14 protein-coding genes are annotated in these 14315 nt (G+C 38.8%); all 14 read left to right on the forward strand.

Going from position 1 to position 14315, the window contains the following annotated elements; all coding sequences use genetic code 11:
- Positions 1-69: 69 nt before the first annotated feature.
- The 14 genes from T479_RS02680 (at position 70) to murA (ending at position 13821) form a co-directional block, all read left to right on the forward strand.
- Positions 70-2223, forward strand: a complete 2154-nt coding sequence (locus T479_RS02680) for an EAL domain-containing protein (protein ID WP_025218585.1) — start codon at positions 70-72, stop codon at positions 2221-2223.
- 126 nt (positions 2224-2349) lie between these two features.
- The gene (upp, locus tag T479_RS02685; protein WP_024362898.1) at positions 2350-2979 is read left to right on the forward strand and encodes a uracil phosphoribosyltransferase; all 630 of its coding nucleotides are present in this window, start codon (positions 2350-2352) and stop codon (positions 2977-2979) included.
- Positions 2980-3173: 194 nt separating this feature from the next.
- A complete protein-coding gene (wecB, locus tag T479_RS02690; RefSeq protein WP_024362899.1) occupies positions 3174-4295 on the forward strand; it encodes a non-hydrolyzing UDP-N-acetylglucosamine 2-epimerase in 1122 nt (373 codons plus the stop codon).
- Positions 4296-4831: 536 nt separating this feature from the next.
- Complete coding sequence (locus tag T479_RS02695) at positions 4832-5203, forward strand: ATP synthase subunit I (RefSeq protein WP_024362900.1); 372 nt, start codon at positions 4832-4834, stop codon at positions 5201-5203.
- A 34-nt stretch (positions 5204-5237) separates the two neighbouring features.
- Entirely contained in the window at positions 5238-5948 is a 711-nt protein-coding gene (gene atpB / locus T479_RS02700) for a F0F1 ATP synthase subunit A (RefSeq protein ID WP_024362901.1), read from the forward strand.
- 63 nt (positions 5949-6011) lie between these two features.
- Positions 6012-6236: a F0F1 ATP synthase subunit C gene (gene atpE / locus T479_RS02705; RefSeq protein WP_004269474.1), complete on the forward strand. Its 225-nt coding sequence runs from the start codon at positions 6012-6014 to the stop codon at positions 6234-6236.
- A gap of 178 nt (positions 6237-6414) precedes the next feature.
- Entirely contained in the window at positions 6415-6933 is a 519-nt protein-coding gene (gene atpF, locus T479_RS02710; protein WP_024362902.1) for a F0F1 ATP synthase subunit B, read from the forward strand.
- On the forward strand, positions 6930-7466 hold the full coding sequence (locus T479_RS02715; protein ID WP_024362903.1) for a F0F1 ATP synthase subunit delta: 537 nt from the start codon (positions 6930-6932) through the stop codon (positions 7464-7466). Before atpF ends, T479_RS02715 begins: the two co-directional genes overlap by 4 nt.
- Before the next feature lie 28 nt (positions 7467-7494).
- Positions 7495-9003, forward strand: a complete 1509-nt coding sequence (gene atpA / locus T479_RS02720; RefSeq protein WP_024362904.1) for a F0F1 ATP synthase subunit alpha — start codon at positions 7495-7497, stop codon at positions 9001-9003.
- A 49-nt stretch (positions 9004-9052) separates the two neighbouring features.
- Positions 9053-9910, forward strand: coding sequence for an ATP synthase F1 subunit gamma (gene atpG, locus T479_RS02725; RefSeq protein WP_024362905.1), 858 nt, complete (start codon positions 9053-9055; stop codon positions 9908-9910).
- Positions 9911-9959: 49 nt separating this feature from the next.
- A complete protein-coding gene (atpD, locus tag T479_RS02730; RefSeq protein ID WP_025218586.1) occupies positions 9960-11375 on the forward strand; it encodes a F0F1 ATP synthase subunit beta in 1416 nt (471 codons plus the stop codon).
- Between the two features lie 24 nt (positions 11376-11399).
- The gene (locus T479_RS02735; RefSeq protein WP_024362907.1) at positions 11400-11807 is read left to right on the forward strand and encodes a F0F1 ATP synthase subunit epsilon; all 408 of its coding nucleotides are present in this window, start codon (positions 11400-11402) and stop codon (positions 11805-11807) included.
- A gap of 58 nt (positions 11808-11865) precedes the next feature.
- Entirely contained in the window at positions 11866-12105 is a 240-nt protein-coding gene (locus T479_RS02740) for a DUF1146 family protein (protein WP_024362908.1), read from the forward strand.
- A gap of 402 nt (positions 12106-12507) precedes the next feature.
- Positions 12508-13821, forward strand: a complete 1314-nt coding sequence (murA, locus tag T479_RS02745) for a UDP-N-acetylglucosamine 1-carboxyvinyltransferase (RefSeq protein ID WP_024362909.1) — start codon at positions 12508-12510, stop codon at positions 13819-13821.
- Positions 13822-14315 lie beyond the last annotated feature (494 nt).

Below are 14315 nucleotides of genomic sequence, written 5' to 3' on the forward strand. Positions count from 1 at the left end.
AATTTATTGAATTTATATGTACAATATATAATGAAGTTATAGTTGGTGGATAGAGACGGGAGGGGTTGGATGGTTACTAAATCTATGGATATACACAATAGTATATTATTAACGACAATTCGTAACTTAGGTGAACAATCAAAAGAAAGCTACGTTATTTTAGATGCTAAAACAAATTGTATACTAGAATGCAATGAATCTTTTTGCATGCTAATAAATGCAAGTCATACAGAGATTCTCAAAAAAGATTATTTTGAGATGCTTTCAAATCAGTTACAAACGACAACAGTTGAAATGATAACAGAGAAAATACATAGTGGAGCAATGGTGACAGCAAAGTTGCATCACCATCGCTTTGAAAAGCCGCCATTTTGGGCCGAGATGCAGACCCTTCCTTTTCAAAGTCATAATAATGAAACTTTATTTGTGTTAGTACTTGTAAAGGATATAACGTATTATCATACAGAAGATTTTATAATGCAATTAGAGAGAGCCATCTACGAAGCGATAGAAAAAGACGAGCCATTTTACAAAAAAATGGACACTATTTGTAGCGGCATAGATGAATTTTTTATTCCATTTGTCTTTAGTACAATACTTATTAAAACAGAATCCAATCAACTTCAAGTGTTTACTTCTAATAGGATGCGTGACCATGTACCACAATTTTGTGAGATGAACGACTTTTATAGACAGGTGATGCAACAGGGATCGACGATAATTACAAATAACTTAGAAGATATTGCTATTCCAATAGAGTTTAAACGTTTTGCCAATACAACAAATAAACAAATTGGATGGTTTGTCCCTATTCGTAATCAGAAGCAACAAGCGATTGGCTTGTTTATGATATTTTCGCAATATTCAAGCGAAAGTACATTGTTTAATAAGTTGTTTGAAAAAATAGGTGCACTTGTTGCATTAGCATTTACGTATGCAAAAACACAAAGAAAGATATGGGATTTAGCCTATAAGGATATTACAACGGGTTTGCCGAATCGACATAGTTTTTTAAATAAGATTGAACAGGAAGAACAACGTGGGCATATTGGCTTTATCAAAATAATACAACCTAGTGAATTCCATCAAGTCGTTGAATTATACGGTCGAGAAGCGGGCGACGAGTTATTAAGGCAAGTTGCTCGACGCCTCCAAGAACATAAAACCGAAATTAATGAATATATTGCTCGATTTACAAGTTCGAGTCTTATTATTTCTCAAGTTACACATAAAGAAGAATTCAGTGACTATGAACAACGCATCAAAGAATTAACACGCCAGCCCTTTATAATAAATGGTAAGCACATTTATATTACGTTAAAAACTGGAATTTCTTATTTTGATAAAGCAATAAAAATAGCTGATGCCATCCGATTTGCTGATAATGCACTATCTTATGCAGCTAACAAACCAGGCTCACATATGGAAATATTCACAAAAGAACGCAACGATTTACTAGAGCAACAAATGACTGTTCTAAATCATTTATCACAAGCACTTAAAAATAAAGAAATTTCTGTAAATCTACAACCGAAAGTAGATTTACGAACGGGTGAAATTCAAAGTATTGAAGCTTTAGCTCGTTGGCATTCACCTATTCTCGGCTTTGTATCGCCGGCTATGTTTATACCAGTTGCAGAAAATGCAGGTAAGGTTCGTGAGATTGATAGTCAAGTGTTAGAGATAGTACTTGCATGGCTAGCAGAGCGGCAACAATTAGGCAAGAAGCTGGTGAAAGTTGCAGTCAATATTTCGCCAGATCATTTTTACTATCTTCATTTTGTAAGGGATATCCGCCAGCTCGTTGAAAAATATAAAATTGATCCAAGCAATATTATTTTAGAGGTAACTGAAAATATCGGTTTAGTCGATTTCCAAACTGCATTCACCATTATCAAAGAATTAAAAAGCTATGGCTTTCAAACATCGGTGGATGATTTCGGGACAGGCTTTTCCTCGCTGAGCTATTTGCAACGATTACCGTTCACAGAGTTAAAGATTGATCGCAGTTTTATTAATGACATAAAAGATGCGGCAACATTAGCCATTGTACGTTCCATTATTCAGCTAGCTTTAAATTTAGGCATGACATCTGTTGCGGAAGGAATAGAAAATGAGGAACAGGTTGAGATTTTACGAGCGCTAGGTTGTACAGTCGGACAAGGTTACTTCTATTATAAACCAATGTCAATTGCACAACTTGATACTATACTTGATGTATAATTAGCTTGTATATGTAGCAAACACTCTAGAAAAGGGCATATCTCGAATTTAATTTTGAGACAGTTGATATTTTCTGTTATACTAGTTGAGATAAAAATCAATCCGAACGGTTAGGAGAGAACCCCTTTGAGCAAAGTATACGTATTTGATCATCCACTAATCCAACACAAGTTAACTTATATTCGTGATAAAAATACAGGAACTAAAGAATTTCGTGAGCTAGTTGATGAGGTAGCAACATTAATGGCATTCGAGATTACGCGAGATATGCCTGTAGAAGAAATTGAAATTGAAACACCTGTAACCATTGCAAAAACAAAAGTTCTTTCTGGGAAAAAACTTGCCATCGTACCGATTTTACGCGCAGGAATCGGCATGGTAGACGGTGTATTAAAACTTATTCCAGCTGCTAAAGTTGGTCATATCGGTCTTTATCGTGACCCAGAAACATTAAAACCTGTTGAGTACTATGCAAAATTGCCTGCAGATGTTGAAGAACGAGACTTCATTATTGTAGACCCAATGCTTGCTACGGGTGGTTCAGCAGTGGAAGCTATCAACTCACTGAAAAAACGCGGTGCGAAAAGCATTAAATTTATGTGCTTAATTGCTGCGCCTGAAGGTGTAAAAGTGATTCAAGACGAACATCCTGATGTGGATATCTATATTGCAGCACTTGACGAAAAGTTAAATGACCATGGCTACATTGTTCCAGGTTTAGGTGATGCTGGAGACCGTTTATTCGGTACAAAATAATATTGCGTGTATTGCTTACGAAGTAATATCGTTTTATAAACAGCAACTTTATAGCACTTGAAAGCGTCCTTCAGTACTGAAGGACGTTTCATAGTATGTTTGGGCAATTCATCCCCCGAACTTGGCACTTCAAGGTGAAGAAGGGGCATTGCTTTTTAAACGTACAATATAACCAAAGGACGGTGCAAATCGTTTTGACGAAAAAATGGAAAGTGATGACGATTTTCGGTACAAGACCAGAGGCGATTAAAATGGCCCCGCTTGTATTGGAATTACAAAAGCATCCCGAGCAAGTGGAATCGATTGTGACTGTAACAGCACAACATCGCCAAATGCTTGACCAAGTATTAGAAACATTTAAGATTACGCCAGACTACGATTTAAATATTATGAAGGATCGTCAAACACTGATTGATGTGACAACAAATGCTTTACAAGGCTTAGATAAAGTTATGAAAGAAGCGCAACCTGATATTGTCTTAGTGCATGGCGATACGGCAACAACATTTATTGCAAGTTTAGCAGCATTTTATAATCAAATTGCCATTGGTCATGTTGAAGCGGGTTTACGTACATGGAATAAATATTCGCCTTATCCAGAGGAAATGAATCGTCAGTTGACAGGTGTCATGGCCGATTTACACTTCGCGCCAACTGAAGTATCGAAGAAAAACCTATTGGACGAAAATAAAAATCCAAATACGATTTATGTAACGGGCAATACAGCTATTGATGCATTAGCTACAACGGTGAGTGAACATTATACACATCCAGTGTTAGAGAAAATAGCAAATGACCGCATGATCTTATTAACAGCACATCGTCGTGAAAATTTAGGCGAACCAATGCGCCATATGTTCCGAGCAATTACTCGACTGCTGGCGGAGCATGAGGATGTTCAGGTTGTTTATCCGGTGCATATGAATCCAGCTGTTCGAGAAATTGCCAACGAAATATTAGGTGATAATAAACGTGTGCATTTAATTGAACCGCTTGAAGTTTTTGATTTCCATAACTTCGCTGCTAATTCGTATATGATTTTAACGGATTCTGGCGGTGTACAAGAGGAAGCACCATCATTAGGCAAGCCAGTTCTAGTGCTACGTGATACAACAGAGCGTCCAGAAGGTATTGCTGCTGGAACTTTGAAACTAGCAGGTACAGAAGAGGAAACGATTTATTCTCTAGCAAAAGAATTACTAGAGGATAAAGAAGCATACGAAGCTATGGCAAAAGCCTCTAATCCTTATGGAGATGGGCATGCTTCACAGCGTATTGTGGAAGCGCTCTTAGATTTTTTACAAAAAAGCAAGTAATACACCATTCTGAGTTCAAAAAATGAGTAAATAGAACTAATGGTAAATGCGTCGCTAATTTACGAGCATATTTATGTCGTAAATTAGCTTTTTTTTGCATTATTCCGAAAAAACTTTTGGAATCTATGAAAGTTTATACACAAATTTGTCAACAATTTGACAAGAGTATAGTGGCTGTGAAGTTTTTCTCCTTTACTAATTGACTTCAAATATCACCTATTGTATGCTTACAAAGGGTAAGAATGATAAGGGTTTCTATTCGTTGATAGACGTTGAAACACTTGTTATATCAAGTTTCTACTAAATTGACAGTACAAACCATCACTGTCGATTTGCAACGTTTTGTGCGTTTCGGTTTTATACCGAATAAGTATGGGGTGTAAGGCATTATTAGGGATTTACACCTGTAATTTCAAATGACGTCCCCATTACTATTCCGCTGTGAGTAGTGTTTTTCACTGCTCTTTTCTGATTTCACAAAGTGGTCAGCAAACGTTTTCTTTACTCGAAAAAATGATTCAGGAGACTACAAACCAATGCTAGATTTGCATCACATTTTTGCTGTGCAGAAGAGAGCGTTATTTTTTTTGCTCGCACTTTGCGCATTAGGCTGGGGCTTTACGTCCTATCAAACTGTTTTTGCGGGCATCGCAATCGGTGCATTTTTTGGTACGTATAATTTTTGGATTTTAGTTCGCCGTATGGAGAAGTTTGATCGTTCCATTAGTGAAGGGAAGAAAATAGGTTCACTTGGTACAGCACTTCGTTTTGGATCAGGTGTAGCGGCAGTTGCTATAGCCATTTCGTTGCCAAACTATTTTCACTTAATTAGCACGGTCATAGGGCTAATGATTCCGTACGTTTTTCTCTTTGTCGAGAGAATTGTATCTCATGTAAGGAACCACTAATGTGCTTTATTAGAAAGAGAGGTGAAAAATAACAATGAATCATGAAGCTCCGTTAGTAACCATTGGATTTTTAACATTTAACTTATCTACAGTTATGATGTTACTAGTTGCAGCTACTATCGTATTTTTAATCGCAGTTATTTCAACTAGAAACTTAAAGTTAAAACCAACTGGTATGCAAAACTTTATGGAATGGATTATGGATTTCGTAAAGAATATCATTCAAAGCAACATGGACTGGAAAACGGGTGGACGATTCCACATTCTAGGTATCACACTTATTATGTTTATCGCAGTATCTAACTTATTAGGTCTTCCATTCTCTATCATCTATGACCATCAACTTTGGTGGAAATCGCCAACAGCTGACCCAACGGTTACAATGACTCTTGCAGCGATGATTTTAGTATTAACGCAATACTATGGTATCAAAATGAAGGGTACAGGCCATTATGTTGGTACATTCTTCAAACCAATGTCATTTATGTTCCCGTTAAAAATCATTGAAGAGTTTGCAAACACTTTAACATTAGGTCTGCGTCTTTACGGTAATATTTATGCAGGTGAAATTTTACTTGCATTAATCGCAGGATTAGCCGTATCAGGACCAATCGGGTTCGTAGGGGCAATTGTTCCTATGATGGCATGGCAAGGTTTCTCTATTTTCATCGGCTTTATCCAAGCCTTTATCTTCACAATGTTAACAATGGTTTACATGGCTCATAAAGTGAGCGATGACCATTAATATAAAGCATAAATTTTATGCTTGAACCAAAAAAACAAACAATTCCAAGGAGGAAATTTAAAAATGACAGGTTCATTAGGTTTATTAGCAGCAGCAATCGCAATCGGTTTAGGTGCACTTGGTGCAGGTATTGGTAACGGTCTTATCGTATCAAAAACAGTTGAAGGTATCGCTCGCCAACCAGAAGCTCGTGGCGTTCTTCAAACTACTATGTTCATCGGGGTTGCATTAGTTGAAGCCTTACCGATCATCGCAGTAGTAGTAGCATTCATCGTAATGAACAAATAATTCAGTTGTATACTGAATTTTACTAGTGGCGAAGCAGGATTCACCAGATGAAACTTCGCCCTTCATTTTGGAACTGATAAAAGCTATGTGCAAATATAGCTTTTTAAAATAGGTAAGTTTTTTAAGTATTACAAACTATTATGTTGAAGTTAAAGCTCTTGAAGGGAGTGAAACAATCGTGTTTTTAGACAATCTTGTACTTGGTGCAGGTGGAGGATTCAATGGTGGAGATATCGTCTCAACATTAGTCATCTTCTTAGTATTAATGCTTCTTCTTAAAAAGTTCGCTTGGGGTCCATTAATGGGCATCATGCAACAACGTGAAGAATTAGTAGCAAGTGAAATCGAAGCAGCTGAAAAAGCGCGCAAAGATTCGCACAAATTTTTAGAAGAACAAAAAAGTCTTCTTAAAGAAGCTCGTACGGAAGCACAATCGATTGTTGAGGGTGCTAAGAAGCAAGGCGAAATGCAAAAAGAAGAAATTCTTACAGCAGCTCGCAACGAAGCTAACCGCTTAAAAGAATCGGCTTTACGTGAAATCGAGTCTGAAAAAGAAAAAGCGATCGCAGCTGTACGTGATGAAGTCGTTTCATTATCTGTACTTGCAGCATCTAAAGTCCTTAGCAAAGAGATTTCTGAGGCAGACAACCGTGCTCTAATTGAAGAGACGATTGCGAAGGCAGGGGAAGCTCAATGAGTAATTCAACTGTAGCTAAGCGTTACGCTCAAGCTCTTTTTGAACTTGCGCAACAAAAAAATATTCTTGCTGAAGTTGGGGCAGACTTAAACGAGTTAACAAAAGTTGTAAATGAATCTCCTGATTTTTTAACACTTTTAAATGCGCCTAAGTTCTCTATCGAACGCAAGAAACAAATGGTTGCTGAAATCTTTGCAAGTGCAACGCCAGAAGTTTTACACACAGTTCAACTACTTGTTGAGAAAAAGCGTGTAAACGAAGTGAAGCTTATTGCGAATGCGTATGCTGAACTTGCTGCACAAGCACAAGGTTCTGCAGATGCAACTGTATTCTCAACTCGTGCACTTTCTGCTGAAGAAAGCGCTAAAATTTCTGCAGCATTCGCCAAACTTGTTGGGAAACAATCATTAAACATTACAAACGAAATCGATCCATCATTATTAGGTGGTATTCGTGTTCAAATCGGTAACCATATTTATGACAGCTCAGTAGTGAACAAGCTAGAGCGTCTAAAACGTGAATTAATCGGTTAATAATTTAGAAATGTGAGAGGTGACATACATGGGCATCAAGGCTGAAGAAATCAGCAGTCTGATTAAACAACAGATTGAGAATTATGAATCTGAACTTAAAGTAAGCGAAGTTGGTACAGTTATCCGTATTGGTGACGGTATCGCTCTTGCTCATGGCCTCGACAACGCCATGGCTGGAGAGCTTTTAGAGTTCTCTAACGGTGTTATGGGTATGGCTCAAAACCTAGAAGAAGGTAACGTTGGTATCGTAATCTTAGGTCCATACACAGACATCAAAGAAGGCGATGAAGTTCGTCGTACAGGTCGTATTATGGAAGTACCAGTTGGTGAAGAACTAATTGGTCGTGTTGTAAATCCACTAGGTCAACCAGTGGACGGACAAGGTCCAATCAACACAACAAAATCTCGTCCAATCGAAAGCCCAGCTTTCGGTGTAATGGCTCGTAAATCAGTACATGAACCACTACAAACTGGTATTAAAGCGATTGACGCACTTGTACCAATCGGTCGTGGTCAACGTGAGTTAATCATCGGTGACCGCCAAGTTGGTAAAACATCTGTAGCGATCGATACAATCCTTAACCAAGGTGACCAAAACATGATCTGTATCTATGTTGCTATTGGTCAAAAAGAATCTACTGTACGTGGTGTAGTAGAAACACTTCGTAAACATGGCGCTTTAGATTATACAATCGTTGTGACAGCTTCTGCTTCTCAACCAGCTCCATTATTATTCTTAGCACCATTCGCTGGTGTATCTATGGCTGAAGAATTCATGTTACAAGGTAAACACGTTTTAATCGTGTATGATGATCTTTCTAAACAAGCATCAGCTTACCGTGAACTTTCACTTCTTCTTCGCCGTCCTCCAGGTCGTGAAGCTTACCCTGGTGACGTTTTCTACTTACACAGCCGCTTATTAGAACGTGCTGCGAAGTTAAATGAAACATATCAAAATGGTTCAATTACAGCTCTTCCATTCGTTGAGACACAAGCTGGGGATATCTCTGCATACATCCCAACTAACGTAATCTCAATCACTGATGGACAAATTTTCTTACAATCTGACTTATTCAACTCAGGTGTACGTCCAGCGATTAACGCCGGTCTTTCTGTATCACGTGTAGGTGGATCTGCTCAAATTAAAGCGATGAAAAAAGTTGCGGGTACACTACGTCTTGACTTAGCTGCATTCCGTGAGCTTGAATCTTTCGCTCAATTCGGTTCAGATTTAGATAAAATCACACTTGCTAAACTTGAGCGTGGTAAACGTACGGTTGAAGTTCTTAAACAAGACCTAAACAAACCACTTAAAGTTGAAAAACAAGTTGCAATCCTTTACGCATTAACTAAAGGTCACTTAGATGATATTCCAGTTCAAGATATCGTTCGTTTTGAAAGTGAATTCTTAAGCTGGTTAGATACAAACCACACAAACGTTTTAGATCATGTTCGTACTACTAAAGAACTTGCTCCTGATGCGGAATACGTAGCAGCTTTAACTGACTTCAAAAAAACTTTCGCTAAATCAGAATAAGCAAGAAAAATAGTCGCTTGATTAAAAAACAAAAGGTGGTGAAATACCAGTGGTAAACTTACGCGAAATAAAAGGTCGTATTAATTCTACAAAGAGTACGAAACAAATTACGAAAGCGATGCAGATGGTTTCTTCTTCAAAGTTACGTCGTGCAGAGCAAAACGCTAAAGCTTACGTTCCTTACATGGAAAAAATTCAAGACGTAGTAGGCGCTATCGCATCAGGTACAAAAGACAGTGGACATCCAATGTTAACTGCTCGTCCTGTTAAAAGAACAGCTTACTTAGTCATTGGTTCTGACCGTGGTCTTGCAGGTGCTTACAACTCAAGTATCCTACGTCAAGTACAACGTACAATCAACGAGCGTCATAAATCAAAAGACGAATACGTGATTTTAGCAGTAGGTCGTGTTGTTCGTGATTACTTTGTGAAACGTGATCATAATGTTATTAGCAGTGTAGTTGCTCTTCCTGACCAACCGTCATTCGCTGATATTAAAGAAATCGCTCGTAATGCTGTTGGTATGTTCATTGACGGTACGTATGATGAACTTTATATGTACTACAATCACTTTGTTAGTGCTATCGCTAACGAAGTGACAGAGAAAAAACTTCTTCCATTAACTGATATTGCACCTGCAAGCAGCAATGCTTCTTATGAATTCGAGCCATCTGGTGAGGCAATTCTTGAAGTATTACTTCCACAATATGCGGAAAGCCTTGTTTACGGCGCATTATTAGATGGAAAAGCAAGTGAACATGCTTCTCGTATGACTGCTATGAAAAATGCAACTGATAACGCATCTGATCTTATCGGAGATCTTTCATTGCAATATAACCGTGCACGTCAAGCAGCGATTACACAAGAAATTACAGAAATCGTTGGTGGGGCTGCAGCCTTAGAATAGGCTCAGCTCACCAATGTCGTATAAGAATACGATAGGAGGGTACACAGTAATGAATAAAGGACATGTTATTCAAGTAATGGGTCCGGTTGTTGACGTAAAATTCGACAATGGCCAATTACCAGCAATCTATAACTCATTAACAGTTAAGATTGAACGTCCTAATGAAGAACCAACAATTCTTGCATTAGAAGTTGCACTTCATTTAGGTGATGATTCTGTTCGTACAATTGCAATGTCATCTACTGATGGCTTACAACGTGGAGCAGAAGTAACAGACTCAGGAAAAGCTATCTCAGTACCAGTTGGTGAAGTGACTCTTGGTCGTGTATTCAACGTATTAGGAGAAGTAATCGACTTAGGTGAAGAAATTCCAGCTGATGCTCGTCGTGATTCAATTCACCGCGAAGCACCATCTTTCGATCAACTTTCAACTTCAGTTGAAATCCTTGAAACAGGTATCAAAGTAGTAGACTTATTAGCACCATACATTAAAGGTGGTAAAATCGGTCTATTCGGTGGTGCCGGTGTAGGTAAAACGGTATTAATCCAAGAATTAATCAATAACATCGCACAAGAGCACTCAGGTATCTCTGTATTCGCTGGTGTAGGTGAGCGTACGCGTGAAGGGAACGACTTATTCTTCGAGATGAGCGATTCAGGCGTTATCAAGCAAACAGCGATGGTATTCGGTCAAATGAACGAGCCACCAGGTGCGCGTATGCGTGTAGCTTTAACTGGTCTTACAATGGCAGAATACTTCCGTGATGAGCAAGGTGCAGACGTACTTTTATTCATCGACAATATCTTCCGTTTCACACAAGCAGGTTCTGAGGTTTCTGCCCTATTAGGTCGTATGCCTTCTGCGGTAGGTTACCAACCAACACTTGCAACTGAAATGGGTAAATTACAAGAACGTATCACATCTACTAACAAAGGATCTGTAACTTCTATTCAAGCGATCTATGTACCAGCCGATGACTATACTGACCCGGCTCCAGCTACAACTTTCGCCCACTTAGATGCAACTACAAACCTTGAGCGTAAATTATCTGAAATGGGTATCTACCCTGCGGTTGACCCATTAGCTTCGACTTCTCGTGCATTATCACCAGAAATCGTAGGCGCTGAGCACTACGCAGTAGCAACTGGCGTACAACGTACAATCCAACGTTACCGTGAATTACAAGATATCATTGCTATCTTAGGTATGGATGAGTTATCTGATGAAGATAAACAAACAGTTGAACGTGCTCGTCGTATTCAATTCTTCTTATCTCAAAACTTCCACGTTGCGGAACAATTCACTGGTCAAAAAGGTTCTTACGTTCCTGTTAAAGAAACGGTTCGTTCATTCAAGGAAATCCTTGAAGGTAAACACGATCACCTACCAGAAGATGCTTTCCGTTTAGTAGGTTCTATTGAAGAAGTAGTTGAAAAAGCGAAAAGCATGGGCGTAGAGGTTTAATACTAGGGACGAGGAGGAAAAAATATGAAGACAGTTACAGTCAATATTGTCACTCCCGACGGCCCGGTATACGATTCTGAAGTATCAATGGTAATCGCGAAAACAACTTCAGGTGAGATTGGTGTTCTTGCCGGCCATATTCCAATGGTAGCTCCACTTGCAATTGGTGCAGTGAAGCTGAAAAAGGACAATGGTTCAACTGAGATTGTTGCTGTAAGCGGTGGTTTCATTGAAGTTCGTCCAGAAAAGATCTCAATTTTAGCACCTTCTGCTGAAATTGCTGATAATATCGATGTACAACGTGCTAAAGAAGCCGTTAAACGCGCTGAAGGACGAATTCAAAGCAAACAAGATAACATTGATTTCAAACGTGCTGACCTAGCATTAAAACGTGCGTTGAATCGTATCAACGTTCATGAGGGTAATATCTAATTCAATTTTTAACGGGCAGATGTAATATCTGCCCGTTTTTTAAATGGAGGAACACGATGTGGGAATTTATGAAGCAGTAGGGCAAGAAGCTTTAATGGGCATTCTATCGCACCTCTTTTTTATTGCTATCACTTTTTACGCTTTGCAGGCCTTCATGCTAGAAAAATTGTTTAAAAAAAACAAAGTATTTCAAATACAGTTGATTTATATTTTGTTGAGCATTGCAATCGGGACCGCAGTCTCTAATTTCTTTCTACAAGTTTCAAGTTGGTCTGGAAAACTCCCTTACTTATTTTAAAGTTAGCTAGTGACAACTAACTTTAAAGTAACGGATGCGTAATTCATATGTGCATATTTCGAAGGGCTCCATAAGTTCACTTATGTGGTCCTTTGAAATATGTACTTAAGAGGTTTAATAAGCTATGGAAACGGAAATATAGTATCCACGAACTTTTGAAAAAAAGGGCTTAGGGATTTACATATTTTACCGTGTTATTGGTCATTCACAAAAAAAAAATAATGCGTACAATAAATTAATAGCAAAATATCAATAAATGCCTTAAAATAGTGATTTGGACGCTTGAACGAGCGTGTGAAAAGTTGTACTATAGAGTTGTTTGTTTACTTATTATGACATTATACATCTTTTTTTAAAATAAATTTTCGATAGGTTAAGAGATTGAATTCGGAGGGACGTAAGGTGGATAAAATTATAGTGACTGGCGGCCAAAAGCTACAGGGGAAAGTTCGTGTAGAGGGCGCAAAAAATGCAGTGTTACCAATCCTGGCGGCAGCTTTACTTGCTTCAAAAGGAGAAAATGTAATTAAAGAAGTCCCTAACTTAGCAGATGTTTATACCATAAATGAAGTACTAAAAAGTCTAAACGCTGATGTTACATATATACCAGAAGACAATACTGTATATATAGACGCAACAAAAGAACTTTCAAGTGAAGCTCAATTTGAATATGTCAGTAAAATGCGTGCATCCATTTTAGTGATGGGTTCTTTGCTTGCACGAAACGGCTTTGCACGAGTTGCTTTACCAGGTGGCTGTGCAATCGGTTCACGTCCAATTGAATTACATTTAAAAGGTTTTGAGGCAATGGGTGCAAAAATTTCATTTGGGCACGGGTATGTGGAAGCGAAGGTAGAGGGTCGTTTACAAGGTGCGAATGTATATTTAGATTTCCCAAGTGTCGGTGCAACAGAAAATATTATGACGGCTGCATCTTTAGCAAAAGGAACGACAGTAATTGAAAATGCAGCAAAAGAGCCTGAAATTGTAGATCTTGCAAACTTCATTAATAGTATGGGTGGCCGTGTTATCGGCGCAGGTACGAATACGATTCGTATTGAAGGTGTTGACACATTATATGGAGCAGAGCATTATATTATTCCTGACCGTATCGAAGCAGGTACATTTATGGTAGCAGCTGCGATTACAAAGGGTGATGTAACGATTGAGAATGCTGTGCCTGAACATATGACGGCTTTAATCGCAAAAATGCGCGAAATGGGCGTAGAAATTACAGAGCTTGATGAAGGAATACGTGTCCACGTACCGCAAACATTAAAAGCTGTAGACATTAAAACAATGCCACATCCAGGCTTCCCAACGGATATGCAGTCGCAAATGATGGCGTTGATGTTAACTGCTGAAGGTACGAGTATCATTACAGAAACAGTCTTTGAAAATCGTTTTATGCACGTTGAAGAGTTCCGTCGCATGAATGCCGGTGCTAAAATCGAAGGACGTTCTGTGTTTATCGAAGGACCAGTAAACCTACAGGGAGCTGAGGTTATGGCAACAGATTTACGAGCAGCGGCAGCCCTAATTTTAGCAGGTCTTGTGTCTGAAGGAATAACACGAGTGACAAAACTCCATCACTTAGACCGTGGTTACGTAGACTTCCATGGCAAATTAGCATCACTTGGTGCAAATATTGAACGTGTAACAACAATGGATGTTACACCGAAAGAAAAAACAACAATCGAATTACCAGCAAACTAACAACAAAACCTCTTTGCTCAGCATAAGCAAAGAGGTTTTTAATTAATGCAAAGAGAGATACCTGCTGAGCAGAGAGAAATACTCGCGGAATAGAGAAGTTTACCCGCGAAACAAAGTGAAATACCCGCGAAGCAGAGAGATTTACCCGCGAAACGAAGAGATGCCCACGGAGCAGAGCGATTTACCCGCGAAATGAAGTGAAATACACGCGGAATAGAGTGGTTTACCCGCGAAACAAAGTGAAATACCCGCGAAGCAGAGAGATTTACCCGCGAAACGAAGAGAAGCCCACGGAGCAGAGTGATTTACCCGCGAAATGAAGTGAAATACCCGCGGAATAGAGTGGTTTACCCGCGAAACGAAGTGAAATACTACGCGAAGCAGAGAGATTTACCCGCGAAACGAAGAGATACCCGCGAAGCAGAGAGATTTACCCGCGAAACAATGCAGAATACCCGCGAAGCACAATGCCCCTCACAAACCAAAGCAAAACG

This window comes from Lysinibacillus sphaericus, assembly GCF_000600105.1.
In the GTDB taxonomy this organism is placed as follows: Bacteria; Bacillota; Bacilli; order Bacillales_A; family Planococcaceae; genus Lysinibacillus; species Lysinibacillus sphaericus.

What these genes read in the sequence shown, in the direction of transcription:
- T479_RS02680 (WP_025218585.1), top strand. Translation starts at nt 70, where the DNA reads ATGGTTACTAAATCTATGGATATACACAATAGTATATTATTAACGACA.
- T479_RS02695 (WP_024362900.1), top strand. Translation starts at nt 4,832, where the DNA reads ATGCTAGATTTGCATCACATTTTTGCTGTGCAGAAGAGAGCGTTATTT.
- atpB (WP_024362901.1), top strand. Translation starts at nt 5,238, where the DNA reads ATGAATCATGAAGCTCCGTTAGTAACCATTGGATTTTTAACATTTAAC.
- atpE (WP_004269474.1), top strand. Translation starts at nt 6,012, where the DNA reads ATGACAGGTTCATTAGGTTTATTAGCAGCAGCAATCGCAATCGGTTTA.
- T479_RS02715 (WP_024362903.1), top strand. Translation starts at nt 6,930, where the DNA reads ATGAGTAATTCAACTGTAGCTAAGCGTTACGCTCAAGCTCTTTTTGAA.
- atpA (WP_024362904.1), top strand. Translation starts at nt 7,495, where the DNA reads ATGGGCATCAAGGCTGAAGAAATCAGCAGTCTGATTAAACAACAGATT.
- atpD (WP_025218586.1), top strand. Translation starts at nt 9,960, where the DNA reads ATGAATAAAGGACATGTTATTCAAGTAATGGGTCCGGTTGTTGACGTA.
- T479_RS02735 (WP_024362907.1), top strand. Translation starts at nt 11,400, where the DNA reads ATGAAGACAGTTACAGTCAATATTGTCACTCCCGACGGCCCGGTATAC.